This window comes from Nocardia sp. NPDC003269, from assembly GCF_042888005.1.
Classification (GTDB): Bacteria; Actinomycetota; Actinomycetes; order Mycobacteriales; family Mycobacteriaceae; genus Nocardia.
The window spans coordinates 986246-1003938 of record NZ_JBIAPA010000001.1; the positions used below are offsets into that span (position 1 = coordinate 986246).

Here is a 17693-nt window from a genome sequence, read left to right on the forward strand (position 1 = left end):
GGCGGGCTGTGCGTACGCACACCGCCGACGTGGACTCCACCCCGAACTCTTCTCGCTGAGCCCGCCGTCGGGCTCGGCCCCGACGAAGGACCTTCCCTCATGGTCGATCACGACCGTCTCGTCCCTTACGGCTGGACCGAAGCCGTAGCTTCCGAATACCTTCCCCTGCTCGGCGACCTCGTGCCCGCGCGCATCGTCCGGATGGACCGCAGCGAATGCGATGTGGTGACCCCGATCGGGCCCGCCAGGGCCGCCTGCCCGCGCGACCTGACCGGGCTGTGCACCGGCGACTGGGTCGGCCTCGATGCCGACAACACGGTGCGCAGGCTGTTGCCGCGGCGTTCGGCGATCACGCGCTCCTCGGTGTCGGGGCGTTCGGTCGCCCAGGTGCTGGCGACCAATGTCGACACCGTGCTGATCTGCACGGCCGCCGACGGTGACGTCGACCTGGGCCGGATCGAGCGGATGCTCGCGCTGGCCTGGGAGAGCAATGCCCAGCCGATCGTGGTACTCACCAAAGCCGATGCGGCGGTGGATATCCCGCTCGACGAGGTGCGTGCGGTCGCACCCGGTGCGACGGTGCTCGCGGTGAGCTCCACCGCCGAGCTGGGGCTCGATGTGCTCACCGCGCTGCTGTCCGGCACGGTCGCGCTGATCGGGCCGTCCGGCGCGGGCAAGTCGACCCTCGCCAACGCCCTGCTCGGCGCGGAGGTGTTCGCCACCAACGCCGTTCGCGCGGTCGACGGCAAGGGCCGCCACACCACGGTGCATCGGGAGTTGCGGCCGCTGCCCGGCGGCGGCACCCTCATCGACACTCCGGGGCTGCGCGGCATCGGGCTGTACGACGCGGCCGAGGGCATCGGCAAGACCTTCAGCGATATCGAATCGCTCGCCGCCGAATGCCGTTTCGCCGATTGCGTGCACGAGACCGAGCCGGGGTGCGCGGTGCTGGCCGCGCTCGCCGACGGTTCGCTGCCCGAACGCCGCCTGGCGAGCTACCGCAAACTCGCCAAGGAGAACGAGTGGATGGCGGCCCGCACCGACAAGCGCCTGGCCGCCGAACGCGCCCAGGTCTGGCGCACCATCGCCAAGGAGCAGCGTCGTCAGTATCGCGAACGCGGGCGACGCTGAGCTACCTGGACAAATGATCACTACGCTCCGGTGCGGGTCTCTGCCTGCACCGGAGCGCGGTGTGCTCGTCCGCGGATCCGGTCCGCCGACGAAGGCCGCATCCGCCCGTCCTCGCCCGGCCGGGGACGCGACGCCGGGGTAGGGTTCGGGCGCACGGTTCGCTATCCGGGAGGGATAAATGAATAGCCCCGGCGACTTTCCACCACCATCACACCGCCCCGACGAGCCGGGATCCACGGATTCCAGCGAATCCGGCAGCGGCACATCGCGGCCCGATCCGAGCCGCCCGCCGACCGGCGAGCCGTGGTCGGTGAGCGGGCCGGAGTTCCCCCAGCCCGGCCACGGCCGGCCCAGCCCTCCCCCACCGGGATTCGGTGGACCGGCAACTCCCCCACCTGGATTCGGTGGTCCCGGGACTCCGCCGCCGGGATTCGGCCAACCGGGTGAACCCGGCGCTCCCGGATTCGGCCAGCCGCCTGGCCCGGGTGCCCCGAACTTCGGCCAACCCCTCTCGGGCCCAGGCACTCCTGGCTTCGGCCAACCACCCGCAGGTCCTGGCGGCCCCGGTTTCGGCCAACCACCCACCAGCGCTGACAGCTTTGGCCAGCCGCCCACGGGCGCCTCGGGATTCGGACCGGCACCTACCGGTCCCGGCACTCCCGGTATCGGTCGAGTGCCCGCCGATCCACCCGCCGGATTCGGACAGTCGTCGGCCGCCGGTCCCAGCGCTTCGACACCTGGACACCCCTTGGTGCCCCCACCGGCCGGGTTCGGCGGACCGCCGCCGAGCTTCGGCGAACCGGCCGGTGCTGGGCGACCACAGGACGCGGGCGTCGGGCACCCGCAGACGCCGCCCGGGTTCGGCGCGCTGCCGAGTCGAGCACCCGGTGGAGCCGGGCAGCCGGAATTCCCACCGCCGCACCGCCCTTCGGCCACGGTCTCGTTCGACGGTTTCGCCAGCCCGCCCGCTGACGAGCCGCCGGCCGGCGAAGCGAGCGGACCGCTGGGGGCACCGGGCCGATTCGGCCCCGGCGGCAACCCACCGCCGGGCGCACCCGGCCAGCTGGGCGGACCGCCGCCCCAGGGTGGACCCGGCCGGTTCGTCCCGGGCGCCCAGCCACCCCACGGCGCGCCGGGCCACTTCGCTCCGGGTGGTCCACCCCCACACAGCGGTCCGGGCCAGTTCGGTCCCGGCAGCCAGCCACCACCACACGGCGGCCCCGGCCAACCCGGCCCCGGCAGCCAACCACACGGCGGCCCTGGCTACCCCGGCCCCGGTGGTCAACCACCGCACGGCACGCCCGGCTACTTCGGCCCCGCCGGCGGACCACCACCCGGTGAGCCTGGTCGATTCGGGACAGGTGATCACCAGGTCGCGGGAGCACCTGGGCTACTCGGCGGACCGTCACCGCATACGGCCGGCCCGTTCGGCACCGGCGACCATCAGTCCCCAGGAGCACCAGGGCAATTCGGCGGGACGCCACCGCACGGTGCCGCCCCGTTCGGTCCCGGTGGTCAACCACCGCACGGGCATTCGCCTGAGGGAGCACCGGGTCGGTTCGGGCAGCCGCCGCAGGGCGGGCCGGGGCAGTTCGGTGGGCCTGCGGTGAGCGGGGCGCAGCAGGGGCCGAATCCGCCTGGGTTGACGGTGGATTCGTCGTATGTGTGGGCCTCGTTCATGCTCGCGCTGGTGAAGCCGAAGATCTTCGTCAATGGGCAGCCGGTGCCGGATGCGCGGTGGGGGCAGACGCATGTGCCGGTGGGGCCGGGGCAGTATCACGTGCGGGTGGTGACGCCGTGGCTGTTCGATATGGGGCCGGCGGAGATCCAGGTGCCGGTTGGTCCGGGGTCGGGGAGCAAGGTGTACTACCGGTCGCCCGCGGCGGTGTTCTTCCAGGGCGCGATCGGGTCGGAGCCGCAGAAGACGCCGGGGGTGATCTTCCTCTGGCTGCCGTTCGCGGTGCTCGGGGTGTTCTTCCTGCTGACGTTGTTGTTGATCTTGCTCGGCTGACGAGCCACGCGAACAGCCCCGGTTCCGCGCCGGGGCTGTTCGCTTTCACTAGAAACGCCGCGTCGGAACGGATTCCGACGCGGCGTCGACGATCTCAGCTGGGGTCGATCCCGTAGAGCCGGGCCCAGTTCTCGCGGCTGGTGAGCTCGGGCACCGCGTTCCGGTACGCGGCCTGCAGCGCGGGCAGTTCCTTGCGGAGCTTGCGCAGGGTGCGGTAGGTGCGGATGAGCAGGGCGCGGGCGCGGGCCTTGTCGCGGCGGCGCACGCGCACGCCGGACTGGGAGGCGTCGGTGACGACCACGTGGTCGAACAGGCCGACGTGCCACCAGTGCGCGTCCTCGCGGGTGACGCCGATCAGGCCGGGCTGGGTGCGCCCGGTCCACTGCGTGATCGCGCGCTTGATCAGCACCAGGGTGACCCGGCTCGGCTCGCCGCTGGCGCGGCGGACCTGGATGTCGGCGGAGTTCACCGGGGGGGTCGCGGCGGGGTGCTTGATGGTCTCGGGGTAGTCGCCGCGGGTGCCGCGAGCCGCCGCCAGGGCGTCGATGCCGCCGTCGCGCAGCACCTGCGGACCCTTCATGAAGTCCTCGATGCCCTGCAGCGTGGTGTGCACCAGGCCGTACTGCATGCCGACCAGGTGCTCGGCGATGTAGCGGAAGAAGTCCTTGGTGATCGCCTTGGCGTCGAGATCGGTGTGCAGGGCGCCGACGATGAGCGAGTTACGGGTGGAGAAGTAGCGCGCCCAGTCGTCGTAGTCCTTCCAGTAGAAGTCGGCGTGCCAGACGGCGGCGTTGGGCAGGGTGACGGTGACGAAACCGTGCTCGCGCGCGCGGATGCCGTACTCGACGTCGTCCCACTGGAAGAAGATCGGCACCGGCAGGCCGATCTTGGCGACCACCTCGGCCGGGATCAGGCAGGTCCACCAGGCGTTGTAGCCCGCGTCGACGCGGCGCTCCTGGTTCTTCTTGAGCATGGAGGTGTTGCGCAGCGCCTTGGGCACCTTCTGCCCGTGCTTGAGCTCGTGCAGGTGCACCTCCTCCGCGCCGACATTGAGGTAGTCGGGGTTGAGCAGGAACAGCATCTGCGCGCCGACCAGCGTCGGTTCGACGGTCAGGTTGGCGAAGGCCTGCAGCCGCAGCACGGTCTCCGGCTCGCAGAGGATGTCGTCGTCCATCAGGATGACGTCGGCGTGCTCGTTGGCCGCCGACACCTCGTAGAGGCCACGGGTGAAGCCGCCCGCACCGCCGAGGTTGGGCTGGCGAATGTAGCGCAGTTTGTCGCCGAAGTCGGGGCGCACCTGCTGGAACAGCGGGCGGTTCTCGACCAGGTCGGTGCCCTGGTCGACGACGTAGACGGCGTCGATCGCGGCCAGCACGGTCGCGTCGGAGGCCAGCGCGGCCACGGTGTGCGCGCAGTCCTCGGCACGGTTGAAGGTGCAGATCGCGATCGCGACCGGGCGGACCTTCTCCGGCGCCTGCGCGGTCCAGGCGAGGTCGGTGATGTCGACGGTGCCGCCGATGGCGTCGAACTCGAGCCACAGCGCGCCACCGTCGACGTACTGGTCGAGCGGGGCGCTCAGGCTGACCCGGCCGCTGCTGGTCGCCACCAGCGAGGCGATGATGCGGCGGTGGCCCGCGATGTCGGAGGCGACCAGGCGCACATTGGCCTTGTCACCGACCTCGAGGGTCGCGTTCACGGTCACCTCGGTGACGGTGGTCCAGCGCTGCCAGTAGCTGGCCGCGAAACGGCCGAAGTAGGTGTTGGTGTGCGCGGTGGCGCCCTTGGGCAGGTGCAGCGCCAGGCGCTCGCGGACCGCGGCGCCGCCCTTGACGACGGCGTAGAGCTCGTCGCTCACCCGCGCCGACGTGCCGGTGAAGATGCCCCTGGCCAGCACCAGCCGCTCCGGTGCCGCGTGTTCGCCACGCAGCGATTCCGGCGCGGCCTCGCGCCGATCGTTCGATTCGGTCACGGCTCCCGAAGCCGACTGTTCCATGAAGTCCTCGAAATTCTCGGTATCGACTGCGCCGACGCAAGCAGTCAGGTGAAGAAAAGGGGCGGCGCGGCAGGCGGGGGTGAGGATATCAATCACCCGCCGACGTCGCGCCGTCAGTGAGGCGTCGCCGCACCCCGCGCGTGTTGCTCCTCGGTTGCCGAGGAGCCGGTGAAGACGAATTTGTCGTAGGCCCAATAGCGGAAGACGACCGCGACGATCTGCCCGATCAGCGTGCCGGAAATGTTGTCCGACAGCGGGCTGGACAGTTCGAGCACATAGCGGGAAAAGCCGAGGCAGCCGAGTTGCAGCCCGATCGCGACGACATTGAAGACCGCGTACAAAAGGTATTCGCGACCCGGGTTGTCGGTCTTCTTGTGGGAGAAGGTCCACCACTTGTTGCCGAAGTAGGTAACCACCGTCGCCACCGCGATCGCGATGATCTTGGCGAGCAGCGGCGAGTGATACAGCACACCTTCGGTGAAGCTGACTCCGCCACCCCAGAAGACCAGCAGGTTGTAGGTGCCCGCGTCGACCAGGAAACCGATCGCGCCGACGACGAGGAACGCGGCGCCCTGCCGCAGCGCCGTCACCACCTTCGACATCAACGACGCGGGAACCGGCTCGGACAACTCGGGGTGGGACACGGGCCGACCGTACACCGATGGCCCGTTCGGTCCCGCGTTAAGCTCGCTGAACCGGGTGAGCGGATCGGACGTGCGCTGTGTACCCTCCCGGTGTCCCACTGCTGCCTACATCGAGGATTGACCCGGGTGGACTCCACCGAGCTTCGCATTGCCGCCGTGGTCCCCTGCCACAACGAAGAGGCCGCGGTCGCCAAGGTCGTCGCCGACCTGAAGGCCGCCGTGCCGGGGATCGTCGTCTACGTCTACGACAACCTGAGCACCGACCGCACCGCCGAATGCGCCCGCGAGGCCGGGGCGATCGTGCGCTACGAGAACACCAAGGGCAAGGGCAACGTGGTGCGCCGCGCCTTCGCCGACATCGAGGCCGACGTCTACCTGATGATCGACGGCGACGACACCTACGAGGCGTCCGCGGCGCCGCTGATGATCAAGACGCTGCTCGACGGCCCCTACGACCACGTGCTCGGTGTGCGCAAGCAGGACGACAGCGACACCAGCGCCTACCGCTCCGGCCACGAGACCGGCAACAAGGTGCTCAACGGCGTCGTCGGCAAGGTCTTCGGCGAGAACGTCGAGGACATGCTGAGCGGTTTCCGGGTGTTCTCGCGCCGCTTCGTCAAGAGCTTCCCGGCCGTCTCCCGCGAGTTCGAGATCGAGACCGAGCTGACCGTGCACTCGCTGCACCTGCGGGTGCCGCAGACCGCGGTGCAGGTCGGTTTCCGTGATCGCCCGGCGGGCAGCGAGTCCAAGCTGCGCACCTACCGCGACGGCACCAAGATCCTGGCGCTGATCCTCGGCCTGGCCCGGCACGAGCGCCCGGTGGCGTTCTACGGCCTGTTCGGCACGCTGGCCTGGCTGGTGTCGCTGATCCTGACCGTCCCGATCGTGGTCGAGTTCTACGACACCCACGAGGTGGCGCGGTTCCCGACGCTGTTCTTCGCGTTCACCCTGATGCTGCTCGGCAGCCTCGCGTGGACCGCTGGCATGATCCTCGACGGCATCCGCCGGTCCCGCCACGAGGCGGCGCGCCTGGTCTACCTGCGGTATTCGGCCGCCGGTGCGCACGACGACGTCGCCGCCGGAGACCGTCGGTGACGACTTCCACCGAGCCGGACACCGCCGTCGAGCTCAGCAAGACCGCACCGCCCGCACCCAGCGCCAAGGATCGCGTCCTCGCGCCGGTCCGCACCCTGACCGCCAAGTTCGGCGCGGCCACGGTCGCCTTCGCGGTGGTCGCCACCGTGTTCGGCGCCCTGTTCGCCGTGCTCACGCCGCCGTTCTGGGGTCACGACGAGCTGACCCAGTTCGGCCGGGCCTACCAGGTGGCGCACGGCGGGGTACTCCCGCAGCGCATCGCCGACGACCGCGGGGTCGCCTACGGCGGCCAGATCCCGGTCAGCGTCGACGCGCTGATGGGCTACGCCTTCCGCGACTACAACGACAACCCCGACGAGCCCGACGCGATGGTGGCCGACCCCGGCGCCTACGACCGGCTCGGCGCGGCCGAGATCGGCTCGGCCGCCAAGCAGATGTGGTTCACCAACACCGCCGCGTACTCGCCGGTGCCGTACGTGCCCGCCGCCGTCGGCATCCGGCTCGGCGAGGCGCTCGGCCTGAACGTCGGCGGGATGTACCTGCTGACCAGGCTGGCCGGGCTGGTGGCCTACCTGGCCGTGGTCGGCTTCGCGCTGTACGCGCTGCGCGAGCGGCGCAGTCAGTGGCTGGTGTTCACCGTCGCGGTGCTGCCGATCGCGCTGTTCCAGGCGGGCACCGTCACCGCGGACACGCTCACCAACGCGCTCGCGATCATGGTGTCGGCGCTGTTGCTGAAGGCGCTGTTCATCGGTGACCGGCTGCGGCCGGTGGAAACCGGCGCGCTGCTGGCCGCCACGATCGCACTCCCGCTGAGCAAGCCGACTTATGTGCTGCTGGCGATGCTCATCGTGGTCGTCCCGGCCGACCGGCTCGGTTTCACCGGGAAACTCAAGCTGATTCCGTGGGCATTCGCCGCGACGGGCGGCGCGCTTTTCCTCGCGTGGACCAAGATCGCCGCGCCGACCGGCGAGGGAATGGGCCTGATGCGGCCGCCGCACCAGTGGTACGAGGTGCGCCCTGGTGATCAGCTGAAGGGAATCCTCAGCGACCCGGCGCAATTCGTGCACACCTTCGGCGAGAGTATCGCGTTGCGGGATCACCGCTGGTTCAACCAGTTCTTCGGGGAACTCGGTTTCGCGTATGTCGACGTGCCCGCCGTCTCCATGCTGGCGTGCCTGATCGCGTTCGCGGTGAGTTTCGGTATCGCCGACCGGATGAACACCGCGACAGCCACTTTCCGGCGCACGCTGATCGTGGCGCTGACCGTACTGGCGAGCGTCGCGATGATCTACGTGACGTTGTACATGTCTTTCACGCCGGTCGATTTCTACATCATCGACGGTGTGCAGGGCCGGTATTTCGTGCCGCTGGCGATCATGGGGCTGGCCGTCGTCGCCCGCTGGGTGCCCTTGCGGCTCACCGATTCCGAGGGTGTGATTCCCACGCGCGCGACGGCGATCACCGTCACCTGCGCGTCGGTTTTCGCGCTGATCGGCGCGGCCGCGACGTATTACACCGTCGTCTGGGGATAACTCCCCGGACGACGGCGCGGACTCAGAGCGTCTTTTCGCCCGCCGCCGCGTAGGCGCTTTCGGTGGCGGCCTTCTTGGGCCGCCACCAGTCCTCGTTCTCGCGGTACCACGTGATGGTGTCGGCGAGCCCGGCCCGGAAGTCCGCGTACCGCGGTGACCAGCCCAGTTCCTCGCGCAGCAGGCTCGCGTCGATGGCGTAGCGCTGGTCGTGGCCTGGGCGATCGGTCACGTGGTCGAAGTCGGTGGGTTCGCGATCGAAGGCCCGCAGGATGAGCTGGACGACGCTGAGATTGTCGAGCTCGCCGTCGGCACCGATGAGGTAGGTCTGCCCGGTCCGGCCGCGATCGAGAATGTCCCAGACCGCGCGATTGTGGTCGTCGACGTGGATCCAATCGCGCACCTGGTGACCGGCGCCGTAGAGCCGGGGCCGCACGCCGTCGATCAGATTGGTGATCTGGCGCGGGATGAATTTCTCGACGTGCTGATACGGCCCGTAATTGTTGGAGCAGTTCGACAGGGTCGCGCGGACGCCGAACGAGCGGGTCCAGGCGCGGACCAGCAGATCGCTGCCCGCTTTCGTCGCCGAATACGGGCTCGACGGGTTGTAGGCGGTGGATTCGGTGAAAGCCGGGTCGTCCGGGGTGAGATCGCCGTACACCTCGTCGGTGGAGACGTGGTGGTAGCGCACGTCGTGGCGGCGCACGGCCTGGAGCAGCGAGTAGGTGCCGACGATATTGGTCTGCACGAACGGCCACGGCTCGGCCAGCGAGTTGTCGTTGTGCGATTCGGCCGCGAAATGCACGACCGCGTCGACGCCGCTGACCAGATTGTCGACCAGGTCCAGATCGGCGATGTCGCCGTGCACGAATTCGATCCGGTCGGCGACCGAATCCAGCGACGCGCGGTTACCCGCGTAGGTGAGGGCGTCGAGGACGGTCACGTGCACATCCGGGCGCGTGGCCACGGTCTGCTGGACGAAATTCGCACCGATGAACCCGGCCCCGCCGGTTACGAGCACTCGCACCCGGCCAACGATACGTGCTCGCCGGCGCTCTTCAGGACAGGAGGTGGGCCGGAATGCGATGCTGTACAGCGTCCGACCTGTGACGTCCCAGATATATTCACTGTGACGTCCATCACTCTGGAGCGCCCCAGGTTACGACTTCGGGTCTGGTTTCCTGAGAAAAACCCCGGTCATCGCTCAGGTTTCGAGCACCGCACTGGTACTGGGGTATCAACGGTGAACGGAATTTGAATAGACGGTCACACCGGGTTCACCGCTCGTTAGCTGCGAGGGATTTTGATCAGCGGGTCCCCTCCGAACGCTCCAACATCGAGGTTCCACAAAATGCTGATGAGGAAATTCGCCGCCACCTCGGCGCTGCTGATCGCTGCCATGGGCGTCACCGCCGGCACCGTCAACGCCGCGCCGGTCGAAGAGGCCGCTCCGATCAACTACTCCGCCGAGGTCGTCGAAGACTCGAAGGCTGTCATCACCACCGATGCGGGCTCGCTCGTCGTCGAGGACGGCGCCTTCAAGGTCAAGGCCGCCAACGGCACCACCGTCGCGGGTACCCCGCTGACCTTCCGCCTCGACGAGTTCGAGCTGCCCATCGCGGCCGAGATCTCGGGCAACAAGGCCACCCTGAGCCCGGTCTACGACGCCTCCAAGGCCGTCTACAAGCCCGTCGCCCTGCCGTTCGAGAACCAGGCTCCCTGGAAGAACGAGTACGAGCGTGAGCAGGCCGCCTGGAGCCGCCTGACCCAGACCATCTCCATGGGCGCCACCATCGGCACCCTGGTCGGTGGCCTCGGCGGCGCTGCCGTCGGTTGCATCGCGGGTGCCGGTGCCGGCCTCGTCGCGACCGGTGTCCTGCTGGCGCTGTTCGGCGCGGGCCCGATCGCGGGCTGCGTCGTCGGCGCCACCACCATCGGTGCGCTGGGCGTCATCGCCGGCCAGATCTTCGTGACCGCCCCGGTCGCGATCGGTGCCGCGATCCAGTACTTCATCACCATCACCCAGCCGTACCCCACCCCGGCTCCCTCGCCGGCCAAGTAATTCGGCCAGCACCCCATCAGCAAGGGGCCCCGGTTCGGAGAAATCCGAACCGGGGCCCCTTGTTTCGTTTCCCGGGAGGCTCGGCCGGCCGACCGTGGTCAAGACCGTCCGAGCCGTACTCAGGCCGTGCGAGCCCGCTGCGCGGGCTCCAGCGCCACCCGCACGAACTTGGCGACCCGGCCGAGCGCCGAACGGCTCTCCGGCATGCTCGGCAGGATGCTCATGAAGGCGTGCACCTGGCCGCGCCACAGCTCGAGGGTGACCGGCACGCCCGCGGCGGTCAGCCGGTGGGCCATCAGCTCGCAGTCGTAGCGCAGCAGTTCGTCCTCGGCGGCGATGAGCAGCACCGGCGGCATCCCGGTGAGCTCGGCGTTGACCGGGGACAGCGCCGGGTCGAGCGGACCGGTGGCCTCCGCGCCCAGCCGGACGACGGCCTCCAGACCCGACAGCGGGATGTAGGCGTCACGTGTGACGTTGACGTATCCCTCCTTGGCCCGGTAGTCGAGATCGAGCAGCGGGCTCAGCCCGACCAGCGCCGCGGGCAGCGGCAGGCCGATCTCCCTGGAACGCAGCGCGGTGGCGAAGGTGAGGAAGCCACCGGCGGAGTCGCCCGCGAAGACGATCTTGGCCGGATCGGCGCCATGGCGCAGCAGCCAACGGTAGGCGAGCACGCAGTCGTCGATCGACTCGGTGATCGCGCGACCGGGCAGCTGCCGGTATTCGACATTGAGCACGGCCAGCCCGGTCCGCCGCGCGATCCCGGCGACGATCGCCCGGTGCGACTCCAGGCCGCCGACGGCGAAGCCACCGCCGTGCATGTACAGCACCGCGCCGTGGCGCAGCGCGCGCGATCCGCCAGCGGGCCGGACCATCTCCATCCGGAAGCCGTCCAGCTGGATCTGCTCGCGCTCGATGCCGTGCGGTTCCGGCCGCAGCCGCGACAGCAGGTCGACGGCGACGGCGCCGATCGGGATGGTCGCCCGGTTGATCGGCACGGTCCGCAGCAGCGGCCCGATGACGCCGACGCACGCGCCCATCAGCACCCGCGACGAGGTACTCGTCCGCCCGGAATTGACGATGATGCCCTGTTCGGGCCCCCGCGCCGGCTTCTTCCCCACGACAGCGGCGGCGATCCCGCCCACCACACCCGGCCCGGCGATCTTCGACGATCCCATCGCGCACCTACCTCACAGCTGGCGCGTCACCCCCCACCAGGCTGGCCCGGTACGGATGTCCACGCTGACATCTAACATAGTGATGTTTCACACATCGACGCTCACATAATCAGATAAGCGCCGTGCTGTCCCAGTTATCGCCCGACACACCCGGATACGAAACGTTCGTGACCAATTCGTCGACGTGTCGGAACCTCCCCGACTCCGCGGCGGGGAGAGCTGGCAGACTTCCCCCATGCGCGGAATCATCCTGGCGGGCGGCACCGGTTCGCGGCTGCACCCCATCACGCGCGGGGTGAGCAAGCAGCTCGTCCCGGTCTACGACAAGCCCATGGTCTACTACCCGTTGTCCACCCTCATGTTGGCAGGGATCGACGACATTCTGGTGATCACCACGCCGGAGGACGCCGACGCGTTCGCCCGGCTGCTCGGTGACGGCAGTCAGTTCGGCGTCGCCATCAGCTACGTGGTCCAGCCCGAACCCGACGGACTCGCGCGCGCGTTCGTGCTGGGTGCCGACCACATCGGCAGCGAGCCCGCGGCCCTGGTGCTCGGCGACAACATCTTCCACGGCCCCGGCCTCGGCGCCAGCCTGGAACGCTTCCACGACATCGACGGCGGCGCGGTGTTCGCCTACTGGGTCAAGGACCCGACCGCCTACGGCGTGGTGGAGTTCGAGCAGGGTCGCGCGGTCTCCATCGAGGAGAAGCCGAAGAAGCCGCGCTCGAACTACGCGATCCCGGGCCTCTACTTCTACGACAACGACGTGGTGCAGATCGCCCGCGAGCTGCGGCCGTCGGCGCGCGGCGAGTACGAGATCACCGATATCAACCGCGCCTACCTGGAGCAGGGCAAGCTCAGCGTCGACGTGCTCGCCCGCGGCACCGCCTGGCTCGACACCGGCACCTTCGACTCGCTGCTCGACGCCGCCAACTACGTGCGCACCATCGAGGAACGGCAGGGCCTCAAGATCGGCGTGCCCGAGGAGGTCGCCTGGCGGCGCGGGCTGATCGGCGACGACCAGCTGTGCGAGCTGGCCGAACCGATGGTGCGCTCCGGCTACGGCCGCTATCTGCTCGATCTGATCGACCGTGGGAAAGACTGGTAACTACAGGCATGCAGATCCGTGAACTGGCCATCCCCGGCGCGTGGGAGGTGACGCCCCGCCTGCTCGGCGACGACCGCGGGATGTTCTGTGAGTCGTTCAAGGCCTCGGAGTTCGAGAAGGCCACCGGCCGTCCGTTCGAACTGCACCAGGTGAACACCTCGGTCTCGGCGGCGGGCGTGCTGCGCGGCATCCACTACACCGAGGACCCGCCCGGGCAGGCCAAGTACGTGACCTGCGTGCGCGGCGCGTTCCTGGACGTGGTGGTCGACCTGCGGCCCGGCTCGCCGACCTACGGCCGCTGGGACAGCGTCCTGCTCGACGACGTGCACCGCCGCTCGGTGTTCCTGTCCGAGGGCCTCGGCCACGCCATCCTCTCGCTGGAGGACCGCTCGACGGTCACCTACCTGTGCTCGCTCGAGTACACCCCCGAATTCGACCGGGACATGGACGCCTTCGACGCCCGCCTCGGCATCGACTGGCCGACCGAGGGCCGCGACGGCGCCCCGCTCACCTATATCCGCTCCGCCAAAGACGAAGTGGCTCCGCCTTTTTCCTGATCCACGTGAAACGTCGAACGGCCCCACCTGGGAAAAGGTGGGGCCGTTCGGCGTTGTGCGGTCAGGCGACCGGCTCGAGCAGCTTCTCCTCGGCGGCGGGCGCGTCGACGACCGTCGACCGGCGGCGCGGCAGGAAGACCGTCAGGGCGACCAGCGCGCCGACGATGGTGACGCCCGCGGCGAACTCGAGGCCCGGCCGGTAGGTGTCGAGCATCTGCTGCGGCGTCGCGCCGGCGCCGTGCGCGCCGGAGGTGACGATCGCGGTGGTCACCGCGAGCACGATGGCCGCGCCGACCTGCATGGAGGTCTGCAGCACACCGGCCGCCAGACCCTGCTCTTCGTCGTCGATACCGCTGGTGGCCTGCACGTTGATCGCCGGGAAGCCGACCCAGCCGATGCCGATCAGCAGGATGGCGGGCAGCAGCACGGTCAGGTAGTCCGGCGCGGTGTCGACCCGCAGGAACAGCAGGTAGCCAACGGCCATCACGGACATGGTGACGGCGATGACCGGCCCGGTGCCGAAGCGGTCGATCAGCTTCTCCGAGAAGAACGCCGACCCGACGACCAGGATGCCGACCGGCAGCAGCGCCATCGCCAGCTTCAGCGCCGACCACTCCAGCGTGTCCTGCATGTACAGGGTGACGATGAACTGCCAGCTGAAGTACGAACCGGCGACCGCGATGATGGCCAGGCTGGCCCGCACCAGCGACACCTTGCGCAGGATGCCCAGCCGCACCAGCGGGTGCTTCACCCGCTGCTCGGTGATCACGAACGCGGCGAACAGGGCGATGACGGCGAGGAACGAGCCCAGCGTGCGGACCGAGGCCCAGCCGACCTCCGGCGCGGTGACCACGGTGTAGACCAGCAGCAGCATGCCCGCGGTGGACAGCAGCGCGCCGAGCAGATCGTGTCCGCCCTCCTCGGCCTTACCGTCCCTCGGCACCAGCACGAAGGCGGCGACCAGCGCGGCCAGGGCGATCGGGACCGGGAGCAGGAAGGTCCAGCGCCAGCCGACGCCGGTCATCAGGCCGCCGAACAGCAGGCCCATCGAGTAGCCGCCCGCACCGAACACGGTGTAGATGGACAGCGCCTTGTTGCGCGCCTTTCCTTCGGCGAAGGTCGTGGTGATGATCGACAGGCCGGTGGGCGCGGTGAACGCGGCGGCGAGGCCCTTGATGAAGCGGGTGACGATCAGCAGCGTCGGATCGCTGACCAGGCCGCCGACCAGGGAGGCGATCGCGAACACCGCCAGGGCGATGAGGAAGACCTTGCGGCGCCCGAGCAAGTCGGCGGTGCGGCCGCCGAGCAGCAGCAGGCCGCCGTAACCGAGGACGTAGCCGCTGACGAGCCACTGCAGGGTGGAGGTGGACAGATCGAGCTCGGCGCCGATGGACGGCAGCGCCACGCCGATCATCGAAACGTCGAGACCGTCGAGGAACAGGACGATGCACAGGGTGATCAGCATGCCCCAGAGCCGGGCGGACCATCTGGTCGGATCGGTCGCCTGATCTGCGGCCGAGAGCGTTGCTGGCGAAGTCATGCGAGGGACATTACATGCGTGCGCATTAAATGCCAACACATTAAATGCGGTTGCATGGAGATGCCGGGACCACTAAGATGGGGCCATGTCGAACCCGGCCACAGCATCAGCTCGGCGCAATGGAGCGCCCACCGAGCTGGTCGGCCAGTGGCGCGAACTGCTCGGACGGCACGCCGCCGTGAGTTGCGCACTGGAGAAGGCGCTTCAGCACGAACACCGCATCGGACTCAGCGAGTTCGAGACCCTCGATCGACTGGTCGACGCGGACTGTCAGAAGTACCGGATGACCGAGCTGGCCGGTGACATCTACCTGAGCCAGAGCGCGCTCTCGCGCGCGGTGGCCAGACTGGAACGCGACGGCCTGGTCGAGCGCACCATGTGCGCCGAGGACCGCCGCGCCATCTTCGTCCGGCTCACGGAAAAGGGCAGGGCGGTCTACGACCGTGCCCTGCCCACGCACCGTTCGGTGCTCGCCGACTCCTGGTGAGTTACAGCGCGCCGGACGCCGCCGCGCTGATGTCGGTGAACGCGCCGCGATAGCGGTCGTAGTCGTTCGGCTTGTCCAGGTAGGCCGAGCCGGCGAAGGTCTCCACGAAGACCACCGGCGGCTCCGGCCGGTCCAGCGAACCGTCGATGCCGAAGTCCAGGATCACGAACCGGCCCGACTCCAGCCCCGCGTGATACCCGGTATCACCGGGGACCACCTGGATTCGCACCGAGTCCAGCTCGGCCAGCTCGCGCAACCACGCGCGCTGGCCCGCGAGCACCCGGTCGTCACCGATACGCCTGGTCAGCACCGCTTCGGCGAGCACGACCTGGAGCCGCAACGGCGCCTGCGCGCGGGTGATCAGCGCCTGCCTGGCCGCGCGGACCCGCAGTCTGCGCTCCAGCTCCTCCTCGGTCATGCCGGGGACGGTCTGCTCGAGCAGCGCCCTGGTGTAGTCCTCGGTCTGTAGCAGCGCCGGGACCAGGCCGTCCTCGTAGATCGACAGGCCGGTCGCGGCTTCCTCCAGACCGATGTAGACCTCGAAGCCCTCCGGGATCACATCGCCGTAGCTCGTCCACCAACCCCGTGCCTTGGTTTCGCGAGCCAGCGCGGCCAGCGGCTCGACGAGTTCCGCCGGCGCGCCGTACACCTTGCACATGGCCTCGACGTCGAGGCTGCGCAACGACGTCTGCCCCGTCTCGATCCGCCAGATCTTCGCTTCCGACCACTCGAGTTGCGCCGCCGCGGTCCTGGTCGTCATCCGCGCCTGATTGCGCAGGTCACGTAAGTGCCTGCCCAGCTGCCTGCGCGGCATCGTCGAACCGGTGACGCCCTGTGGTGAAGCCATACTGCCCCCCTGTATCCAAATCCGGTCTCCCCCATCTCTTTCGGAGACCGCCCTACGCAGCCGACAATAGGCGTCGGATCTGCGTACGGATTGTTTCACAATGAATCGGACAACGCGCACCACATACTTCGGGGCTACTTCTTCTTGCGGAACCGCCAGAACTGCACGGCGCGGACGTCCTCGGAGAGCTGGTTCACCGGCTCGGCGACATCGGAGAGCGCCTGGAACAGTCCGTCGGCCAGGTCGCTGATGTGCTCGACCCGCCCGGCCAGCCGGGCCGCGTTGTCGGCGAACTCGAGCATCAGGCGCACCGAGGCCGCGATGGTCAGCCCCAGCGGGACGGCGACCAGCGCGGCGAGGATGCCGAGCAGCACCGAGGCCTTCCACATCAGCACGGTGAGGGCCACCGGGACGCCGATACCGAAGGAGACGACGCCGAGGATGTAGGCCAGCGGCAGCAAGGTCCTGGTCGCGGGCCTGCGGAACTGGACATCGAGCAGCGAGCGCAGGACTTCGGCGGCCCACTGCTTGGCGGATCCGGTGCTCCGGAAGGGGTCGTCGAAGCCCGCGTCGCGCGGCATGTCCGAATCGTCCGGAAATTCGCCACCGTCGGCGGTCGGCGCCTGCCGCGCCCCCGCGCGCTTCACGTCGGTCTCTTTCCAAGAGAGCCACCGCGATTCGGCTTCGAACTCCTCGGGATCCTCGCCGGGAGACGAGGTGGTGCCCGGTGCGTCGGTCATGGTCGAAATCCTGCCCGTTTTCGGGCCGCACGCCAAGCCGGTTCGCATCCCTTCGCCGATAGCGAAGGTGTGCGAACTGAGACGAAGCAGACACTCTCGAATATTTTTCGGCAACAGCGTAACGAGACTGCCACCCCCGGCCGATACGCCCCATGAACGCAGGAACAGAGCTCTTCGGGGAATGGAGAACACAGTGCGCACGACGTTTCCGACCACCACCACGGGCACCGAGAAGGGTGCCGCCGCGCAGGAGTACGCCGCGCGGGGCTGGACGGTTGCCGAAACGGCCAACGGCCTGTGCTTGATCACCGACGATGACATCTCGGCCATCGAGGTCACCGGTGAGATGGCGGGCGAGGTCCGCCGCTTCCTGCGCGCCAACAACCTGTCCGGCCCCGTGATCGAGATCCCGGGCCAGGAGCGTCGCGAGATCCACCTGGTCACCGGCATCCGCAAGGCCGCCATGGCGATCGAGGCCATGCGCGAGGCAGGCGTCGTCGTGCACACCGACGGTGCCAGCATCCCGCTGCCCCCGACCCAGCTCGCCGCCGGCTCCGCCGCCTGGGGCGTCGCCCCGTCCGAGGCCCGCTGGGTGCCGCCGGTCGTCGCCCTCGGTGCCGCCGTGCGCGCCGCCGCGAGCCGCAAGCGCGCCACGCTGACCACCACGCCCGCGCTGACCCTGGCCAGCTGAGGCAGCACAGCACCGCAGACCCGCTACCGCGACGCCTCCCCGACGTCGCGGTAGCGGGTTTTCGGCGTTTCCGGACCCGGGCG

The 17693-nt window shown here is 69.1% G+C and carries 16 protein-coding genes; 9 read left to right on the forward strand and 7 right to left on the reverse strand.

Annotated elements, in window-relative coordinates; all coding sequences use genetic code 11:
• Positions 1-99: 99 nt before the first annotated feature.
• Both rsgA and ACFYWJ_RS04530 read left to right on the forward strand, forming a co-directional pair.
• Positions 100-1131, forward strand: a complete 1032-nt coding sequence (gene rsgA / locus ACFYWJ_RS04525) for a ribosome small subunit-dependent GTPase A (protein WP_355284073.1) — start codon at positions 100-102, stop codon at positions 1129-1131.
• Between the two features lie 1606 nt (positions 1132-2737).
• Positions 2738-3142: a hypothetical protein gene (locus tag ACFYWJ_RS04530; protein WP_355284075.1), complete on the forward strand. Its 405-nt coding sequence runs from the start codon at positions 2738-2740 to the stop codon at positions 3140-3142.
• A 94-nt stretch (positions 3143-3236) separates the two neighbouring features.
• Here the strand turns inward: ACFYWJ_RS04530 and ACFYWJ_RS04535 are convergent, their stop codons facing one another.
• Both ACFYWJ_RS04535 and ACFYWJ_RS04540 read right to left on the reverse strand, forming a co-directional pair.
• Positions 3237-5135, reverse strand: coding sequence for a glycosyltransferase (locus tag ACFYWJ_RS04535; RefSeq protein ID WP_355284078.1), 1899 nt, complete (start codon positions 5133-5135; stop codon positions 3237-3239).
• Positions 5136-5248: 113 nt separating this feature from the next.
• Positions 5249-5779: a GtrA family protein gene (locus ACFYWJ_RS04540; RefSeq protein WP_355284081.1), complete on the reverse strand. Its 531-nt coding sequence runs from the start codon at positions 5777-5779 to the stop codon at positions 5249-5251.
• A gap of 126 nt (positions 5780-5905) precedes the next feature.
• On the opposite strand from ACFYWJ_RS04540, the gene ACFYWJ_RS04545 reads away from it, so the two are divergent.
• Both ACFYWJ_RS04545 and ACFYWJ_RS04550 read left to right on the forward strand, forming a co-directional pair.
• Positions 5906-6874 carry a glycosyltransferase gene (locus tag ACFYWJ_RS04545; RefSeq protein ID WP_355284084.1) on the forward strand — a complete coding sequence of 323 codons (969 nt, stop codon included), beginning with the start codon at positions 5906-5908 and terminating at the stop codon, positions 6872-6874.
• On the forward strand, positions 6871-8406 hold the full coding sequence (locus ACFYWJ_RS04550) for a DUF2142 domain-containing protein (RefSeq protein WP_355284086.1): 1536 nt from the start codon (positions 6871-6873) through the stop codon (positions 8404-8406). Before ACFYWJ_RS04545 ends, ACFYWJ_RS04550 begins: the two co-directional genes overlap by 4 nt.
• A gap of 22 nt (positions 8407-8428) precedes the next feature.
• Here the strand turns inward: ACFYWJ_RS04550 and rfbB are convergent, their stop codons facing one another.
• The gene (gene rfbB / locus ACFYWJ_RS04555; RefSeq protein WP_355284089.1) at positions 8429-9430 is read right to left on the reverse strand and encodes a dTDP-glucose 4,6-dehydratase; all 1002 of its coding nucleotides are present in this window, start codon (positions 9428-9430) and stop codon (positions 8429-8431) included.
• A 324-nt stretch (positions 9431-9754) separates the two neighbouring features.
• Between rfbB and ACFYWJ_RS04560 the strand changes: the two genes are divergently transcribed.
• Positions 9755-10465, forward strand: coding sequence for a hypothetical protein (locus ACFYWJ_RS04560; protein ID WP_365009618.1), 711 nt, complete (start codon positions 9755-9757; stop codon positions 10463-10465).
• Positions 10466-10584: 119 nt separating this feature from the next.
• Here ACFYWJ_RS04560 and ACFYWJ_RS04565 read toward each other — a convergent pair whose 3' ends face one another.
• Entirely contained in the window at positions 10585-11640 is a 1056-nt protein-coding gene (locus tag ACFYWJ_RS04565; protein ID WP_355284762.1) for an alpha/beta hydrolase, read from the reverse strand.
• Positions 11641-11875: 235 nt separating this feature from the next.
• On the opposite strand from ACFYWJ_RS04565, the gene rfbA reads away from it, so the two are divergent.
• The gene (gene rfbA, locus ACFYWJ_RS04570; RefSeq protein WP_355284764.1) at positions 11876-12748 is read left to right on the forward strand and encodes a glucose-1-phosphate thymidylyltransferase RfbA; all 873 of its coding nucleotides are present in this window, start codon (positions 11876-11878) and stop codon (positions 12746-12748) included.
• Between the two features lie 8 nt (positions 12749-12756).
• Entirely contained in the window at positions 12757-13305 is a 549-nt protein-coding gene (locus tag ACFYWJ_RS04575) for a dTDP-4-dehydrorhamnose 3,5-epimerase (RefSeq protein WP_355284767.1), read from the forward strand.
• 61 nt (positions 13306-13366) lie between these two features.
• Here ACFYWJ_RS04575 and ACFYWJ_RS04580 read toward each other — a convergent pair whose 3' ends face one another.
• A complete protein-coding gene (locus ACFYWJ_RS04580; protein WP_355284769.1) occupies positions 13367-14845 on the reverse strand; it encodes an MFS transporter in 1479 nt (492 codons plus the stop codon).
• A gap of 85 nt (positions 14846-14930) precedes the next feature.
• On the opposite strand from ACFYWJ_RS04580, the gene ACFYWJ_RS04585 reads away from it, so the two are divergent.
• Positions 14931-15332 carry a MarR family transcriptional regulator gene (locus tag ACFYWJ_RS04585; protein ID WP_355284772.1) on the forward strand — a complete coding sequence of 134 codons (402 nt, stop codon included), beginning with the start codon at positions 14931-14933 and terminating at the stop codon, positions 15330-15332.
• 1 nt (position 15333) lies between these two features.
• Here the strand turns inward: ACFYWJ_RS04585 and ACFYWJ_RS04590 are convergent, their stop codons facing one another.
• Entirely contained in the window at positions 15334-16179 is an 846-nt protein-coding gene (locus tag ACFYWJ_RS04590; protein ID WP_355284775.1) for a helix-turn-helix transcriptional regulator, read from the reverse strand.
• A gap of 134 nt (positions 16180-16313) precedes the next feature.
• Entirely contained in the window at positions 16314-16919 is a 606-nt protein-coding gene (locus ACFYWJ_RS04595; protein ID WP_355284777.1) for a DUF4282 domain-containing protein, read from the reverse strand.
• 181 nt (positions 16920-17100) lie between these two features.
• Here ACFYWJ_RS04595 and ACFYWJ_RS04600 point away from each other — a divergent pair, with 181 nt between their 5' ends.
• Positions 17101-17610 carry a hypothetical protein gene (locus tag ACFYWJ_RS04600; RefSeq protein ID WP_355284779.1) on the forward strand — a complete coding sequence of 170 codons (510 nt, stop codon included), beginning with the start codon at positions 17101-17103 and terminating at the stop codon, positions 17608-17610.
• Positions 17611-17693 lie beyond the last annotated feature (83 nt).